This window comes from Microbacterium lemovicicum, from assembly GCF_003991875.1.
Classification (GTDB): Bacteria; Actinomycetota; Actinomycetes; order Actinomycetales; family Microbacteriaceae; genus Microbacterium; species Microbacterium lemovicicum.
On the sequence record NZ_CP031423.1, the window covers coordinates 1,839,129 to 1,854,823 of the forward strand.

Here is a 15,695-nt window from a genome sequence, read left to right on the forward strand (position 1 = left end):
ACAGCCCGGTATGGCAGGATCATGCCCGTGCGAGCCGCCGGGGGGCGATTCGGGAGAGAGAGCCGTGCGAAGAAGTGCGAATCGCTGGCGCCCGCGAGCAGGAGCGCTGCTCGGTGTCGCCGCCCTCCTGCTGGCGACCTTCGTGGCCGTCCCCGCGGCCGCGTCGGAGCGAGGAGCGGACCGGTCTTGGGCGTCCGCGTCCACGACCTCCGGCACCCCGCAGCCCACCGCGCAGATGCGCGGAGCCGACCCGCTCGGCGGTTCGTGCTTCGGCGCGCCCACGACGCTGTCGATCTGGGCGCACTACGACGACGATCTGCTCTTCGCGGGCTCGCGCCTCGACGACGCGATCCACGCGGGGAACTGCATCCGCACGGTCTTCCTCACGGGCGGCGACGCCGGCAAGGGGCCGGGTTATGCGGCAGGTCGCGAGCAGGGCATCATGCGCGCCTACAACGTCATGCGCGGCGAGAAGTCCGAATGGACGAGCACCGATGTCACCCTGGACTCCGGTGCGAAGGTCGTGGCCTGGCGTCCGACCGACGATGATCGCGTCACCCTCGTGTTCTTCCGTCTCCCGGACGGGAATCTCCAGGGCCAGGGCTTCCCCACGACCGGCGACGTCAGCCTGCTGAAGCTCGCCAACGGCGTCATCCCGTCTCTGAGGAGCCTCTCGGGGAGCTACTCCCTCACGTGGCAGCAGATCGTCGATTCCCTCGACGCCCTCATCCACCGGTTCACACCGGCGACGATCCTCACGTCCGTGCCGGGCGATTCCCGGAAGTGGTCGGCCGGCGATCACGCCGACCACCAGATGGTCGGCAACGCGACCCGCGAGGCGTGGGAGAACGCCGGGTATCCGGTCGATCTCGTGTCGTACGCGATCGGCTACCAGAGCGAGAACTTCGCGCCGAACATCGAGGGCGACGCCCTGGTCCGCAAGATCGACGCCTTCAGCGCCTACGCTCACGGCGACACCGTCGTCGACAAGTGCGTGAACTACAAGAGCTGCCTCGCCGTGCCGCGCTTCGGCGCCTGGCTGCAGCGTCAGTATGCCCGGACGGATGCCGGACTCTTCACCGACGACGGCCCCTGATCGGCCTTTTCACCGGAGAAGAAGAACCGCCTCTCGGGGACGTCGTCCCGACGAGAGGCGGTCGTGGTGCACCCCCTCGGACTTGAACCGAGAACCCACTGATTAAGAGTCAGTTGCTCTGCCGATTGAGCTAGAGGTGCGTGATTCGCACGAGTCGAACCGAGGGTCAACGTTAGCATCACGATCGCCGGTCCCGCCAATCGAGCCCCACGGTCGCCGGTATCCTGGAGCGCGTGACCCCTCCTCCTTCGGCCTTCCCAGCGGCGCCCGATTCCGCGGAGCCGCACGCGGAGGATCTGGCGGTGGCCCTCCGTCTGGCGGATGCGGCCGATGCCGTCTCGATGGCGCGCTTCGACGCGGCCGACCTCGACGTGCAGATCAAGGCCGACGCGACGCACGTGACGGAGGCCGACCTCGCCACCGAGCGCGCGATCCGCGACATCCTCGCGCGGGAGCGGCCCGAGGACGGCATCTTCGGCGAGGAGTTCGGGTCGTCAGGCTCCACGATCCGACAGTGGATCATCGATCCGATCGACGGCACGGCGAACTACCTGAAGGGCATCCCGATGTGGGCGACGCTCATCGCCCTGGCCGTGGACGGCGTGCCGCAGGTCGGCGTCGTCAGCCAGCCGGCGCTCAGCAGGCGCTGGTGGGCGGCGACCGGACAGGGAGCGTGGACGACGACCCCGTCCGGCGAACCCCGACGGCTCTCGGTCTCGACCGTCGACACCGTCGACACGGCGAGCGTCAGCTTCCAGAGCATCGGCCAGTGGCGTGACGTCGGACGACTGGATGCGCTCGAGCGGCTCACCGCGGCTGTGTGGCGCGATCGCGGCTACGGCGACGCGTGGCCGTACATGCTGCTGGCCGAGGGGCGCCTCGAGCTCGTCGCGGAGTTCGGCGTCAAGGAGTACGACATCGCCGCGCACGTGCCGATCATCACCGAGGCCGGCGGGCGCGTGACCGCCTTCGACGGCACGACGACCCTCTCCGACCGCTCGGTCGTGGCCACGAACGACCGCCTGCACGAGCCGTTCCTCACTCTCCTCCACGACGCCTGACGCGCCCTCCGCTCCCCGTTCCCACCCCTTCACGACCGCACACGATCGCACCCGGAGACGACCCGATGACTCGTAGCCCGCACCGACTGGGCGCCATCGCGCTCATCGTCGCCGCCGCGGCACTGACCGCCGCGTGCGCGGGCGGCCCCTCGGCCGCCCCCACGGGCGAGGCCACCTCTCCCGTGCCGGTGGCGACCTCGCCGTCGCCCACGGCGGCGTCGGACGAGACCGCCGTCCCGGCCGCTCAGCCCACGTGCGACCGGATCATCCCCGAGTCCACCGTCGAGCAGTTCGAGAAGGTCGGCTGGACGGCGAAGTCGGAGCCGATGCGCATCGGCGAGCTCGTGATCGACGCCGGCGTGCAGTGCACCTGGGGCGACTTCACCACGGCGACGGACCGCGTGCAGATCTTCGGCTGGGCCCCCATCGAGACGGCGGACGCGACCGAGGCCCAGCAGACGCTCGTCGCCGAGGGGTGGAAGCGCGAGGAGGGCGCGGGCGGCGTGTACCTCACCGAGCCCGAGTCCACGACGATCGCGACCGACGCCGAGGGCTACGGCCTGACCTACCAGTTCGGCGCCGGCTGGGTGAAGTACGCCGACACGAAGCAGAGCCTGCTGCTCATCGAGTGGCCGAAGGTCTGACCGCGGGCCGCGGCATCCGATCGACGACGCAGACGTGACCACCCCGGCTCTCCTCCGCTCACCCGGCTGGCGCACCTGGCTGGTGTGGGGGGTGGGCGTCGCGGCCTACGTCGTCGCGATCGTCAACCGCTCGTCACTGTCGTCGGTGGGCGTGGACGCCGCTGTGCGCTTCGATGCCGACGCCTCGACGCTCTCGCTGTTCGCCGTGATCCAGCTGGCCGTCTACGGCGGCATGCAGGTGCCGATCGGCCTGCTGCTGGACCGCTGGGGCGCGCGGCCGATCATCGCCATCGGCATGGTGCTGATGGCGCTCGGGCAGGCCGTCATGGCGTCGGCGGATGCCGTCGGCATCGGCATCCTGGCCCGTGTGCTCATCGGCGCGGGTGACGCCGCGGTCTTCCCCAGCGTCCTGCGCGTCGTCGCCACCTGGTTCCCGGCGCAGCGGAGCCCGGTGCTCGTGCAGCTGACGGGCATCGTCGGGCAGTTCGGCCAGATCATCGCGGTCATCCCGCTCGCGGCGCTCCTGCACGCGACGTCGTGGAGCATCACGTTCGGCAGCCTCGCGGGCCTCGGAGTGCTGTTCGCGGTGCTCACGTTCGCGATCATCCGCAACCGGCCCCCGGAACGCCGGGACGACGCCGTCGACACGACGGTGGACACGTCGACCGGCGCCATCCGTGTGGTGCGCTCCTCGGCCGACCTGCGGGAGGGGTTCCGCGCGTCGTGGCAGCATCCGGCGACGCGGCTCGCCTTCTGGTCGCACTTCACGACGCCGTTCGCCGGGACCGCCTTCGTCCTCCTGTGGGGATTCCCGTTCCTCACCCGGGGCGAGGGGCTCACGCCCGCCGTCGCCTCCGTGATGCTCACGTCGTTCGTGGTGTTCAGCATCCTCTGCGGCCCGGTGATCGGCGCGCTCTCCAGCCGCCATCCCACGCGCCGGTCGCGGTGGCTCGTGCTGCCGATCATCGGCTTCCAGGCTCTGACGTGGCTGGTCGTGATCCTGTGGCCGGGGCCGGCGCCCATCGGCGTGCTGCTCGTGCTGATGTTCGCCCTCGGCGCCGGCGGACCCGGGTCGATGATCGCGTTCGACCACGCGCGCACCTTCAATCCCAGCCACCGGCTGAGCACCGCGACCGGCATCGTCAACGGCGGCGGCTTCTTGGCCGCGCTGATCGCGATCCTCTTCATCGGCATCGCGATGGACGTGCAGGGCGCCGGGACGCCCGACACCTACTCGCTCGACGCCTTCCGCATCGCGTTCCTCACGCAGGTGCCGCTGTGGCTCGTCGGCGCGACGGCGATCGTCATCGAGCGGCGCCGGACCATCCGGCATATCGGCGGGACGCAGAACTACCCGCGCTGAGTGGGCGGCCGGAGCCCTCAGCCCAGCACCGTCACCGTCGCCGTCACCGAGTCCCAGCGTCGCAGCGCGACGCCTCGGCCGCGGCCGGCGGGGCCGAGCAGCGCCAGCGCCTCGTCGAGACGGTCGAGCCGGAGACGGCGCGCCAGTGTGACGTGCGGCGTCCAGTCACCCGGAGCCGTGAACGGCGCATCCTCGCCGGGCGGCGCCGCGTCATGCACCGCCCGGTGGAGGCGGCGGAGGCTCTCATCGACCAGGAGCGGCCGCACCAGCACGCCGCGATCGCCGTGGGGGAAGACCGTCGGCTCGCCGAGCTCGACGTCGATCGGCAGCAGGTCGACGGCGGAGGCGAAGTCGACCGGCTCGAGCGTCGAGCGCACGAGCAGAGTGATGTGCGGGCTGTTCGAGGGTGACGGATGCCGCCCGAGGCTCGGCAGCCCCGCGTCGATCAGGCGGGCCCAGTCGGCTCGGACCGCGGCGTCGGTGGCGGCGTCGAGGGTCAGCTCAATGCTGACGACGGCTTTCCGCGTGGGCGTCGGGTTCCCGGGCACGGGGTTCGTGGGCGACGGGTTCCCGGGCACGGGGTTCGTGGGCGTCGCGTTCCCGGACGTCGGGTTCCCGGACGGCGGGTTCCCGGACGGCGGGCGTCCGGACGGCGGCTGGTCTACGGGCACGGGATCACCGGCACCCGCTCGCGAGGTCGATCATGGCCTGCGACGGGTAGCCGTAGGCCTGCACGCCGTTGCCCTCGGCCGTCTGTCCCATGCTGATGGCCCACGCGGTCGCCCACTCCTCGTTCGCGGGGCCGGACTGCGAGTCGAACAGCTGGTAGCACTTCGCGGTGATGGAGTGACCCACCTCGTGCGTGACGAGTGCCCGTGCGTCATCGCCGGGCCACCAGTCGGCGACCGAGTACGAGAACGTGATGGTCGAGGATCCGCCGCGCGACGAGTCCCACGTCGCCGTCCCGCCGATCGAGTTCGCACCCCCGGCGCCGGCCGCCGTCGGCGCCCAGTCGAAGTCGAGCAGCACTCCCCCGCTGATGGACCGCGCGTAGGCCTCGATCTCCAGCCGCGTGTCGAGCTGCGGTCCGGCCTTCTCCGCCAGCTCGGCCGCCTGGGAGGCCCGCAGCGCCGCGGCGCGATCCGCGTACGCGGTCAGGGCGGTCGCGGCCTCATCGGACGGGAGCGCCTGCGCGGCGACCGCCTCCGCCGCATCGCGGAAATCGAGCACCGAGCCCGTCGCCGCCGAGACGTTCGCCTGTTCGACGGTCGCCGCCACCACCGGTGCCGAGGCGAAGAGGGCGGCCGCGGCATCCGTCACCGCCGTGTCCGCGGCGTCGAGCTCGGCCTCGGCGGTGTCGGCGGAATCCTCGAAGGACCCCGCGTCGCGCTCCTCCTTCGCGAGGGCGGCGCTGTCGGCTGTCAGCTCCCACGTCCAGAACGGCTTCTCCGCGAGAACGGGCGCCTCCCACGACTCGATCGTCGCCTGCGCCCGCTCCACCGTCGCCTCGCCTGATGCGGTCTGCTCACCCAGCGCCGCGAGCGCGGCCGGGTCGACGAGATCCGCCGGTGCGACGGCCACCACGTCGTCCGCGCCCGCGACCACATCGGCACGATTCCTCACCGACGCCGACAGGCCGTCGCGCGCCGCAGCGGCCTCCTCGATCGAGCTCTCCGCCGCGGCCCTCGCCGCGTCGTACGCTTCGTGAGCCGACAGGTGCACGAACACGCCCACTCCCGCGGCGATCGCCACCAGCAGGACACAGCCGACGCTGATCAGGATGCCGCGGGTGCGACGCTTCTCGGGCGCCGGCTCCGGCGGCGCGGGAGCCTCCAGGGCATCGCTCGCAGACGGATCGACCACGTCGGTCGGGACAGGCGAGGGAGCCGAGTCGTCGAAGGGGGTGGACACGTGTGCACTCTAACCGGGACCGCCGGCACCGCCCGCGACCCGGCCGTCGCCGAGTCAGCGATAGGGGTTGGGCGTGTCCGAGCTCTGCGCGCCGTCCTGGGAGCCCGCGGCGTGACCCTGGTCCCAGGCGTCGCCCATGCGCTCCACCTGGAGGGTGCGCGCGGCCGAGCGTGGCAGCGGGTCGACGAGGCCGAGCACGACGGGCGACGCGCCGTCGTCGCCCTCGAAGCCGACCCAGACCGCGGCACCCCCGGGCACCTCGACGTCGCCGAAAGGCGTGAGAGGGAAGACACGATCGGCCCACATCGTCACCCCCTGGTTCGGAATCTCCACCCGCACCCGACCCCGACCCTCCGGGTCGGGGTCGCCCTGTGCCACCGCGCGCACGATCATGCTGCCCACCGTACGACGAGGAAGCACCGTGGGGCGATACCACGGCGCGCGCACGACCGTCGACCCCGTCGCCGCCATCCGTCGGGGCACGTCAAGCTCGTCTGCATGTCTGCCTCCTCCTCGACGGCGACCCCCGACGATCGCCCGTCGTCGGAGCGCGAGCGACCTCGTCACGCAAGCCGCAACGCCTGGTCCGGCATCCTGTTCGGCGTCGGGCTCGTGGCGTTCATAGACGAGACCGTCTTCCATCAGCTCCTGCGCTGGCACCACTTCTACGACCGTGCGGGCACGCAGGTCGGGCTCATCTCCGACGGGATCTTCCACGCCGTGAGCTGGTTCGCGACGATCGGCGGGCTCTTCCTCCTGGCCGACCTGCGCCGGCGCGACGGACTGTCCTGGCTGCGCTGGAGCGGTGGCGTGCTCGCCGGCGCGGGAGCCTTCCAGCTCTACGACGGACTGGTGCAGCACAAGCTCTGGCGCATCCACCAGATCCGCGCGGTCGACGACCTGCTCGCCTACGACATCGTGTGGAACGTCGTGGCCACGGTGCTGCTCGTCGCCGGAGTCGTCCTCCTCATCCGCACGGGCTCGGCGCCGCGCCGCTGCGACACCACCGAGTGGTGATCGCGGCGACCGGTCACGCGCACGCCGGGGGCGAAGCCGGCTGGCTCTTCGCGGCGATCGCCGCACTCGCTGTCACCGTCTACGCCGTCGGAGTGGTCCTGTCCGCCCGTCGTGGGCGTCCGTGGCCTTGGACCCGCTCGCTGTGCGCGGTCCTCGGGGTCGCAGCCGCCACGGCGGCGGTGGTGGGCCCGCTCGCCGACGCCGCGCAGACCGGGTTCACCGCCCACATGCGGACTCATCTGCTGATCGGCATGGTCGCGCCGGTTCTGCTCGTGCTGTCGGCACCGGTCACGCTCGCGCTGCGGACGCTGGCGGTCGATCCCGCGCGCAGGCTCTCCCGACTGCTGCGCAGCGTCCCTGCGCGGTTCGTCTCCGCTCCCGTGACGACCCTCGTGCTCAGCGCGGGCGGACTCTGGATGCTGTACCTCACGCCCCTCGTGTCGCTGATGCGATCGGACCCCCTCGTGCACCTCCTCGTGCAGGCGCACCTCCTCGTCGCGGGCTTCCTGTTCACGTCGGCCGTGATCGGCATCGACCCGCGGCCGCACGGCCCGGGGTGGATCCTGCGCGCCGCGGTCCTCGCGGTCTCGATGGCCTCGCACGCGATCCTCGCGAAGCACCTCTACGCCCACCCGCCCGCCGGAGTGTCTGTTGAGGACGCCCGCGCCGGAGCGGAGCTCATGTACTACGCGGGCGGGTGGGTCGAGGCATCCGTCGTGCTCGTCTTCTGCCTGCAGTGGTACCGGGCGACCGCTCGCGACGGTCGCGGAGGTGTGCGTGCGGCGGTAGCGTCGGCAGAGCGCCGAGCGCGCGCCGACAGGGGGAACCGATGGAGCTCTTCGACACCGTCGTGGTGGGTGCGGGGGTCGCGGGTCTCACCGCCGCCACCCTCCTGAGCGACGCCGGACAGCGGGTGGTCGTGCTCGAAGCCCGCGACCGCGTCGGCGGCCGCGTCGTCACCGACCGCGCCGGCGGCACGGCGACGGACCTCGGCGCGTCGTGGATCCACGGCGTCACGGACTCCCCCGTCGCGGCGACCGCGGCGGCCTTCGGCATGCGCATGGTCGAGTTCACCGTCGGCGGCTATCAGCCCGACAGCCGGCCCACCTCCCACTACGGTCCGTCGGGAGAGCGACTGACGGATGCTGCGGCTCGGGCGTACGTCGCCGACATCCACGCCGTCGACCGAACCCTCGCCGAGGCGATCGCGGGTTCCGCCGCCGCCGCGTCGTACCGCGACGTCACCGAGGAGGCGCTCGCGGCCCAGGGCTGGGATGCCGAGCGGACGCAGCGCGTGCGCGAGTATCTGGAGCATCGCGCGGAGGAGCAGTACGGCGCGTGGATCGAGGACCTCGCCGCACACGGGCTCGACGACGACTCGATCGACGGCGACGAGGTGGTGTTCCCCGACGGGTACGACGCGCTGCCGCGCGGCCTGGCGAAGGGTCTGGACGTGCGTCTCGAGCACGTCGTGACGCGGGTGCAGCGGCTCGACGCCTCGACCGGAGGGTCCGCCGTCACCGTCGTCTCGGATCGCGGAACATTCGCGGCGGCGCAGGTGATCGTGACCGTCCCGGTCGGTGTGCTGCAGTCCGGCGATCCCGTGTTCGACCCGCCGCTGCCGTCGGCGCACACGGCCGCTCTCGGCCGGCTCGCGATGAACGCCTTCGAGAAGGTCTTCCTGCGCTTCCCGGTCGCCTTCTGGGACGACGAGGTCTACGTCATCCGTCAGCAGGGTGCCGAGGGCGCGTGGTGGCACTCCTGGTACGACCTCACGCGTCTGCACGGCGAGCCGGCGCTGCTCACCTTCGCCGCCGGCCCCGCGGCCGTAGAGACCCGGTCGTGGAGCGATGCCGAGATCGTGGCATCCGTCATGACGCAGCTGAGACGGCTGTACGGCGACGGCATCCCCGACCCTTTGTCGGCCGTCGTCACGCGCTGGCAGGACGATCCGTTCGCACGCGGGTCGTACGCCTACATGACCCTCGGGGCGACCACGGCCGACCACGACGACCTCGCCGAGCCGGTCGACGGCGTCCTGCATCTCGCCGGGGAGGCGACGTGGACCGACGATCCGGCCACGGTCACGGCCGCGCTGTGCTCTGGCCATCGAGCGGCGGAACGCGTGCTGGGGCACGAGGTGCCGATCGAGCGGATCTGGACGAGCTGAACCCGTCGGCTGACAGCGCTTGAGCCCGTGAGCACGCGGGGTCAGCCGCGTGGGCCGACGAAGGTCTGACGCACCGCCCGCAGCAGCCCGAGGAAGCCGAAGAAGCCGATCACGGCGCCCAGCAGGTCGAACATGCCGACCTGCCCGACGAGCATCGGTCCGGTGTCGCTGACGATCAGCACGACGGCGACCACCACCGCGGCGATCGAGACGACGGTGCCGACGACGAGTGACGTCGTGGAGGTGAGGAACGCCCGCTCCGGTTCGTCGAGCGACTTCACCCGGATGGCCAGCGTGCCGTTCTCGATGCCCGAGAGCACCGCGTCGGCCCGGTGCGGCAGCGTGCCCACCATCTCGGCGAGCACGGCCGCACGCGCCTGTGCGCTCGTGGCCGCGCGGGGCAGCGATTGCACGCGGCGCAGCAGCTTCGGCACGAGCAGAAGCGCCTGGCGCATCATGTCGAAGTCCGGATCGATCACCTTGAGGCACCCCTCGAGGGTCGCCAGGCTGCGGAACGCTGCGGCGAGATCGCCCGGCAGACCGATTCGGTTCTCGCGGATGACGTCGACCATGCGCGTGAAGATCGAGCCGCTGCCCGAGGGCCGGTACTGCTCCGAGGTGATCACCACGCCGATGTCGTGACGGAAGGCGTCGACGTCGAGATCGGACGGCGCGTCCACGATGAGCAGCAGCGCGTCGGTGGCTGCCACGTCGTCCTCGCTCGCGGCGGCGAGCAGGAGCGCGGTGAGCCGCTGGCGCTGGCTGTGCTCCAGGATGCCGACGGCTCCGAAGTCGATCAGTCCGAGTGTGCCGTCCTCGCGCAGGATGGCGTTGCCGGGATGGAGGTCGGCGTGGAAGACCCCGTGCACCAGCATCTGCTCCACGACGGCGCCCATGAGGCGGGCCGCCAGCGCGGTGCGCCGCTCCTTCGGCAGCGCGTCGAGCCGGTCTGCCGCGCGGCTGAGCGGGACACCGTCGACGAGCTCCATGGTGAGCAGGCGTGCGCTGGATGCCGCGGGGAACAGCCGCGGTACCGAGATGCCGATCGACTCATGGTCGGAGGAGATCTTCGCCAGCGACCGGCGGATCATCTCCGTGTTGGTGGCCTCGATGCGGTAGTCGAGCTCGTCGAGCAGCGACGTCGTGAATCCGCGCGCGACCGACTGCAGCCGGAGGTTGCGGCCGATGCGGGTCCGCGTCTCCGCCCGCTCGGCGAGTCGGAGGATGATGTCTACGTCGGCGGTCACCTGCGCGCGGGCGGTGGGGCGCTGCACCTTCACCACCACCGGAGTGCCGTCGATGAGCGTGGCCGTGTGCACCTGCGCGACGGATGCCGCGGCCAGCGGCACCTCGTCGATCGAGGCGAACACGGCGTCGACGTCGCCGGGTACCTCCGCGCGGATGACCTCGCGGATCTCCGCCCACTCCAGTGTCGTCGCGCTGGACTGCAGGGACCCGAGGGCGCTGATGTAGGGCTCCGGGATCATGTCGCGCCGAGTGGAGAGCACCTGGCCGAGCTTGACGAAGCTGACGCCCGATGCGTTGATCGCTCGAACGAGCGCCTGCGCGCGCTGCTGGCTCGTGGTCAGCTCGTGTGCCGCGCGGTTGCTGCCGGAGAACATCCAGCCGATGCCGTGGCGCGAGGCGATGCCGACGATCTGCAGATAGCGGCGCGACCGCTTCGCGCGCCGGCTGGCGGCCCTGATCACCGTGATCGGGTTGGACAGCGGCCGCGTCGGGAAGATCGCCTCGAGCCCGACGAGGATCGCCACCCCCAGCGCGAAGATCCATGCGAGCGCGATGATCACGAGACCGATCGCGACGAAGGCGATGCGCGCGTCGCCGGTCTCACCGCTCTCAGGGAGGATCGCCGCTTCATCGACCACCCAGTTCGCGAACGCCGGCCCCGTGAGGAAGACGAGCAGCCCCACGATGATGCTCCGCGGCCAGCCGACGGGGGTCGCCAGTGTGCGCCGGGCGACGAAGCCGACGAGGAGCGCAGACAGCAGCGCGAGTACGACCGTGAGTACATCGGTGATCATCGGTATCCCCCTTGTGAGCAGGATAGGGACAGCGAGCGGTCCTCTGCACGACGGACGCCCGGCGATGCCCGCCGGTCGACGTCCGACGGGCACGACCGGCGCCGAGTGGGTGACTTCGATCCTGTTCACCGACAGCGACGTGCGCTGGGCGCAGTACCAGGACGAGCACTCGTCCGTCGTCCGCCCGCTGACGATCGCCGTCAGCCGTCGTGACGGAAGGGGTTGCTACGAGGTGAGACCCGTCACGGTGTAGCGACGCTCGATCCCCGCCGTGGCGCGGCCCCAGTCGCTGACGGCGACACGGGCCTGATGCAGCCGGAAGACGTCCTCGTCGGCGAACCGCTCCGAGACCGACCACACCAAAGGATTCTGCGTCGCCTCGACGGCGAAGGCCAGGCACCCCTCCTCGGCACGCGTGAGGTGGATGTGTCGCGCAAGGTGCCGGGCGACGATGTCCGCCTCGGCCGCGGTGCGGCAGATGAGGTGCCCTGTCAGGCGGATCGCGCTCATCGCTCCACGGTAGACCGCGTCGGCCGGGCTCAGCGCCAGTGCGACAACGTTGTCTCCATGAGCGAGCGCGCCCGCGCGAGCTGTCCGCGCACCACGCTGGTGGACACCCCCAGCTCCACGGCGATGTCGCGGTAGCTCGCCTCGTGCAGCTGGCGCAGCTCCCAGCAGCGGCGCTGGAGCTCCGGCATCCGGTCCAGCACCGCTCGGGCCTCGGTGGCCAGAGCCGATCGCGCGTACATCGAGGCAGGACCGCGCTCGGACGCTTCGGCGACGTCGCCGTCGAAGTCCGCGCGGTGGCGGTGCGCGGCGGACCGCAGCCGGCTGTAGCACTGCCGACGGAGGGTCGTGAGCAGCCAGCCTCCGATCGTGGCGCCGTCTGTCAGCGTGTGCAGGTGCCGCCAGGCCGCGATGAAGGTGTCCTGCACGGCATCATCCACGTCGCTGGAGCTGCGGAGGATGCGCGACGCCGTGGTGCGGAGCAGCGCCGTGTGCCGGCGGACGATGTCGTCGAAGGCGCGGGCGTCGCCGGCGGCGGCGCGGAGGACCAGCATCCCGTCGGAGTCGGGATCCGTCAGGGGCGGAGCGGAGATGCGGACCGACGACATGCTGTGCGCATGCGTACGGCCCGGGAGTGCGATGGCGAGCATGGGGATCCGGTCTTCGAAGTATATGTACGCGAATACTTCGGGACGCGAATCGGAATGGATGGGTGGTCCGCGCAAGTCTGGGGAGAAGGACAGGGGATACATATCCTTCACACTGCTTCACGTCCCGCGACGGATGCGCTGGGCCGCGCTCTCCTTCGTGCCGCGACCACGAGGAGCTGGTCGCCTTGCCCGCGCCATTCGTCTCACGGCTGCGAGCGGCTTCCTGACGGTTCGCCTTCTCGATGGATTCGATGAGTTCGTGCGTGGTCATGGAGGAGCGTCCGGTGATGTCGAGGCGTGTGGTCGGCGGGAGTTCGAGATCGCGGGGTCAGACGAGCGCCACCAGGAGCGCTGAGCACGCGGCCTCGCAACGGCGGCAGGCCTCGGCGCAGACCGCGCAGTGTTCATGCATCCCGGCATGCCCCTCGCATTCCACGGCGCACGCGCGGCAGACGATGCGGCATGCCTCCAGCAGTGCCACCAGGGACTGCCGGTCGCCGTCGCCGGTCCACCGAGTCAGCACCCCGGCCGTGGCGGCGCAGACCTCCGCGCAATCCAGATCCAGACGGATGCAGCGGCGCAGCTCCGCGACCATCTCCTCGTCCACGCACGCGCGGGCGCAGGACGAACAGGCCTGCGCACACTCCGCGCAGGCCTGCACGCACTCGATCAGGGCCGCGTCGTAGGGGCTCGAAGTCGCACCGGGACGCGTGTCCCGCATCCGACCGATGATCGACACCGGCTACTCCGAGATCTCCTCGACGGTGCGCCCGGTATCGGACGAGGACAGCGACCGGGCGATGTCGGCCTGGCTGATGATCCCGACGAGGTCGTGACCGTCGATGACCGGCAGACGGCGCACCTGATGGTCCTGCATGGTGCGCAGGGCCTCTTGAACGTCGTCATCGGCGCCGATCGTGACGGGTTCGCCCTCCGCGAGATCTCCCGCCACGACGCTCGAGGGGTCTCCGCCGTCGGCGAGGCACTTCACCACGATGTCGCGGTCCGTGAGCATGCCCTTCAGCCGGCCGTCCTCCCCGCAGATCGGAAGGGCTCCCACGTCGAGATCACGAAGAAGCCGTGCCGCCTCGACGAGGGAGTCCTTCTCGCCGACGCAGCGCGGGTCGGGCGTCATCAGGTCACGGGCAGAAGTCATTTCACTCACCTTTCGTCGGGGGTCGATGTGCCCCGCACGATACGTGCCGGTCCCCGTGGTCGGTGACGGGGGTTGACATCCGACGAGCTGCGCGGCGGCGGATCTGAAGCAGGCCGGACAGAATGACAAGGACGCGCGACCTGAGGAACAGATGACAAGGGAGGTGGATCACGTGCTGGGTGGATATCCGATCGATGTGATCTTGCTGGTGAAGGATCTGGACCGAGCCCGAAAGTTCTACAGCGAAGGCTTGGAACTGGCTCTCATCGAGGGGAACGACACGACCTTGTCGTTCCGCTGCGGCGGGACCCGGCTGAAGCTGTCACTCAGCACCACAGGTACGAAGGACGAACAGACGCAGGCCTCGTGGCGAGTGGATGACGTTCGTGCCGCCGTCGCCTGGTTGCGCTCGCGGGGCATCGAGCCGCAGGAGTATGACACCGACGAGATCAAGACGACCGACGGGGTCGCAGATGCAGGGGACGCGTGGGTTGCCTGGATCATGGATCCCGATGCGAACGTGCTCGGAATCGAACAGAAGAAGCCGTCGAACGCGTGATCGCGGCACCGTCGGGCCGGCGGCTTCCCACCTGCGAAAGTGACACCTCGACCCGTTTCGTCGAAGTGCCGCTGCCGGCTCGTTGAGCCGGCAGCGGCATGGAGTGTGAGAGGACCGTCTCCGGTTCGGGGCTGCCCGTGCGCCGCTGACCTAGCGGTTCTTCACCCGGGTCACCGCGTCGGTGTTCTCGGAGCGGCTGCTCGCGGCCTTCTTATCGGCCTTCGCGGTGCGCTTCTCTTTGAGAGTCTTGCTCGGCGCCGTCTTGCCGCCTTCTTTGCGTGTGGACTTCTCACCCATGGTCGTGCTCCTCTGAGAGCCACGGTGACCCTGTGGGCCTGACGCTACACGTCGGCCGCCGCCGAACCGCCCATGTGATCGAATTCATACCTGCCGCCCTCGCAGGGACAGGGCATTGCTCCGATGAAGTGACCCCTCCCACTGCCTGATCCTGCGGGCGGCAAAAAAGGGGTTTGTCATCGGAGGCGGGCCAGAGTTTCGATCAGGTATGCACCGAATCACGTATGCCGGCAGTTCGATATTGACGGGCTCAGAGATCGCTCACGCTCTCCTTGCCTACGCCCAAGCACTCGCCGTCGCCGACACGTCGGCGACCATCGAGATCCCGACCGTCGAGGACGATGGCAGCATCGGAAAGTCGGAGCTGCTGGTCGGGCCCGCGAGTCAATTGATCGCTGACGCTGAGGATTCCTCGGCGGAGGAGTTGGTGGACGACTCCCTCGTCGGATCGCTCCGCGCAAAGGCCCGAGACCTACGAGCCCACGGCGCGTCGTCGTCGATTGCCCAGACGGTGTCCGCCGAGGACTTCGGCGCGAGCGGGGACGCATCCGCCTGGGACGACTATCGCGACTGAAGGCAGACGCTGGGGGGGCTGATCGTGGTCGATCGCCGGCACGTGTGGCCGACGTGTCGGCACATGACTGGTGGACTCGCGTCGACGTCCACGAAAAGGGCCCGAGACCCGCGTCTTCACGCGGCTCTCGGGCCCCTTCCTGGTGACAGTGGTTTGTGGAGATGGGGGGAATCGAACCCCCGTCCATCACTGGGTCTCTGCGTTTTCTCCGGGCGCAGCCTGTGAAAGCGTTCTGCTCGGCTCCGACATTTGCCACAGGCATCCAAGTCGACAAGCCCAGTCTGGGAAGAGTCCCGCGTGACGTCCAGACGCCGTCACGCAGCAAGTCCCCTAGATGACGCCGGAATCCGTAGCGGGAACACCTACGGTCCGACGGAGTTCAGGCTCGCTTATGCAGCGAGGGCGAACTCAGTGCGCTTAGCATTGGCACTTATTGTTTTGCAGAGATCGTTAACGAGATAACCCTGCATCCTCGGCCCGCTTCTCGCAGATTCGCAGGTGATGTCGAAACCGATCATCCCCGTGAGCCTTCTGGCGAAGGAGCCACTGTCACGCTGTGGAGTTGTCGTTCGGAGGAGTTACTCCGAGCACATCAGGATACAACGGATCGCGGCCTGAAGGAATTCCGCCGTCGCTCGACCCGTCCCG

At 70.1% G+C, this 15,695-nt stretch carries 18 protein-coding genes, 1 tRNA gene and 1 other RNA gene; 9 read left to right on the forward strand and 11 right to left on the reverse strand.

The window, feature by feature from the left end:
* The first annotated feature begins 64 nt into the window (after positions 1-64).
* Complete coding sequence (locus tag CVS47_RS08610; RefSeq protein WP_164734619.1) at positions 65-1,096, forward strand: PIG-L deacetylase family protein; 1,032 nt, start codon at positions 65-67, stop codon at positions 1,094-1,096.
* 64 nt (positions 1,097-1,160) lie between these two features.
* Here the strand turns inward: CVS47_RS08610 and CVS47_RS08615 are convergent.
* Positions 1,161-1,236: transfer RNA gene (locus CVS47_RS08615), tRNA-Lys, on the reverse strand.
* 93 nt (positions 1,237-1,329) lie between these two features.
* Between CVS47_RS08615 and CVS47_RS08620 the strand changes: the two genes are divergently transcribed.
* The 3 genes from CVS47_RS08620 to CVS47_RS08630 all read left to right on the forward strand — a co-directional run bounded on the left by CVS47_RS08620 (position 1,330) and on the right by CVS47_RS08630 (position 4,164).
* On the forward strand, positions 1,330-2,157 hold the full coding sequence (locus CVS47_RS08620; RefSeq protein WP_127095720.1) for an inositol monophosphatase family protein: 828 nt from the start codon (positions 1,330-1,332) through the stop codon (positions 2,155-2,157).
* Between the two features lie 65 nt (positions 2,158-2,222).
* Positions 2,223-2,801, forward strand: a complete 579-nt coding sequence (locus tag CVS47_RS08625; protein WP_127095721.1) for a hypothetical protein — start codon at positions 2,223-2,225, stop codon at positions 2,799-2,801.
* Positions 2,802-2,835: 34 nt separating this feature from the next.
* Complete coding sequence (locus CVS47_RS08630; protein WP_127095722.1) at positions 2,836-4,164, forward strand: MFS transporter; 1,329 nt, start codon at positions 2,836-2,838, stop codon at positions 4,162-4,164.
* A gap of 17 nt (positions 4,165-4,181) precedes the next feature.
* Here CVS47_RS08630 and CVS47_RS08635 read toward each other — a convergent pair whose 3' ends face one another.
* The 3 genes from CVS47_RS08635 to CVS47_RS08645 all read right to left on the reverse strand — a co-directional run bounded on the left by CVS47_RS08635 (position 4,182) and on the right by CVS47_RS08645 (position 6,558).
* Complete coding sequence (locus tag CVS47_RS08635; protein ID WP_241240079.1) at positions 4,182-4,742, reverse strand: 2'-5' RNA ligase family protein; 561 nt, start codon at positions 4,740-4,742, stop codon at positions 4,182-4,184.
* 97 nt (positions 4,743-4,839) lie between these two features.
* Positions 4,840-6,075: a hypothetical protein gene (locus CVS47_RS08640; RefSeq protein WP_127095723.1), complete on the reverse strand. Its 1,236-nt coding sequence runs from the start codon at positions 6,073-6,075 to the stop codon at positions 4,840-4,842.
* Positions 6,076-6,129: 54 nt separating this feature from the next.
* Positions 6,130-6,558 (reverse strand): phage baseplate assembly protein V, encoded by a 429-nt coding sequence (locus CVS47_RS08645; RefSeq protein WP_127095724.1) that lies wholly within the window; start codon positions 6,556-6,558, stop codon positions 6,130-6,132.
* Between the two features lie 15 nt (positions 6,559-6,573).
* Here CVS47_RS08645 and CVS47_RS08650 point away from each other — a divergent pair, with 15 nt between their 5' ends.
* From CVS47_RS08650 to CVS47_RS08660, 3 genes are read left to right on the forward strand one after another with little or no spacing between them, the layout of a single operon-like run.
* Positions 6,574-7,092 (forward strand): DUF2243 domain-containing protein, encoded by a 519-nt coding sequence (locus tag CVS47_RS08650; RefSeq protein WP_127095725.1) that lies wholly within the window; start codon positions 6,574-6,576, stop codon positions 7,090-7,092.
* On the forward strand, positions 7,089-7,988 hold the full coding sequence (locus tag CVS47_RS08655; RefSeq protein WP_164734620.1) for a cytochrome c oxidase assembly protein: 900 nt from the start codon (positions 7,089-7,091) through the stop codon (positions 7,986-7,988). Before CVS47_RS08650 ends, CVS47_RS08655 begins: the two co-directional genes overlap by 4 nt.
* Positions 7,922-9,262: a flavin monoamine oxidase family protein gene (locus CVS47_RS08660; RefSeq protein ID WP_127095726.1), complete on the forward strand. Its 1,341-nt coding sequence runs from the start codon at positions 7,922-7,924 to the stop codon at positions 9,260-9,262. The genes CVS47_RS08655 and CVS47_RS08660 overlap by 67 nt, the downstream gene beginning before the upstream one ends.
* A gap of 41 nt (positions 9,263-9,303) precedes the next feature.
* Here CVS47_RS08660 and CVS47_RS08665 read toward each other — a convergent pair whose 3' ends face one another.
* From CVS47_RS08665 to CVS47_RS08685, 5 genes are all read right to left on the reverse strand, one after another.
* Positions 9,304-11,304: an ABC1 kinase family protein gene (locus tag CVS47_RS08665; protein ID WP_127095727.1), complete on the reverse strand. Its 2,001-nt coding sequence runs from the start codon at positions 11,302-11,304 to the stop codon at positions 9,304-9,306.
* 225 nt (positions 11,305-11,529) lie between these two features.
* Positions 11,530-11,814 carry a putative quinol monooxygenase gene (locus tag CVS47_RS08670; protein ID WP_127095728.1) on the reverse strand — a complete coding sequence of 95 codons (285 nt, stop codon included), beginning with the start codon at positions 11,812-11,814 and terminating at the stop codon, positions 11,530-11,532.
* 29 nt (positions 11,815-11,843) lie between these two features.
* The gene (locus CVS47_RS08675; protein WP_164734621.1) at positions 11,844-12,419 is read right to left on the reverse strand and encodes an RNA polymerase sigma factor; all 576 of its coding nucleotides are present in this window, start codon (positions 12,417-12,419) and stop codon (positions 11,844-11,846) included.
* 370 nt (positions 12,420-12,789) lie between these two features.
* On the reverse strand, positions 12,790-13,200 hold the full coding sequence (locus CVS47_RS08680) for a four-helix bundle copper-binding protein (RefSeq protein ID WP_452311577.1): 411 nt from the start codon (positions 13,198-13,200) through the stop codon (positions 12,790-12,792).
* Positions 13,201-13,203: 3 nt separating this feature from the next.
* Positions 13,204-13,617, reverse strand: coding sequence for a CBS domain-containing protein (locus CVS47_RS08685; RefSeq protein ID WP_127095730.1), 414 nt, complete (start codon positions 13,615-13,617; stop codon positions 13,204-13,206).
* 163 nt (positions 13,618-13,780) lie between these two features.
* Between CVS47_RS08685 and CVS47_RS08690 the strand changes: the two genes are divergently transcribed.
* A complete protein-coding gene (locus CVS47_RS08690) occupies positions 13,781-14,176 on the forward strand; it encodes a VOC family protein (RefSeq protein WP_164734622.1) in 396 nt (131 codons plus the stop codon).
* Positions 14,177-14,326: 150 nt separating this feature from the next.
* Here CVS47_RS08690 and CVS47_RS16770 read toward each other — a convergent pair whose 3' ends face one another.
* Entirely contained in the window at positions 14,327-14,473 is a 147-nt protein-coding gene (locus CVS47_RS16770; RefSeq protein WP_164734623.1) for a hypothetical protein, read from the reverse strand.
* A gap of 208 nt (positions 14,474-14,681) precedes the next feature.
* Between CVS47_RS16770 and CVS47_RS08695 the strand changes: the two genes are divergently transcribed.
* A complete protein-coding gene (locus tag CVS47_RS08695) occupies positions 14,682-15,047 on the forward strand; it encodes a hypothetical protein (protein ID WP_127095732.1) in 366 nt (121 codons plus the stop codon).
* A gap of 153 nt (positions 15,048-15,200) precedes the next feature.
* Here CVS47_RS08695 and ssrA read toward each other — a convergent pair.
* Positions 15,201-15,569: a transfer-messenger RNA gene (gene ssrA, locus CVS47_RS08700) on the reverse strand.
* Between the last annotated feature and the right edge of the window lie 126 nt (positions 15,570-15,695).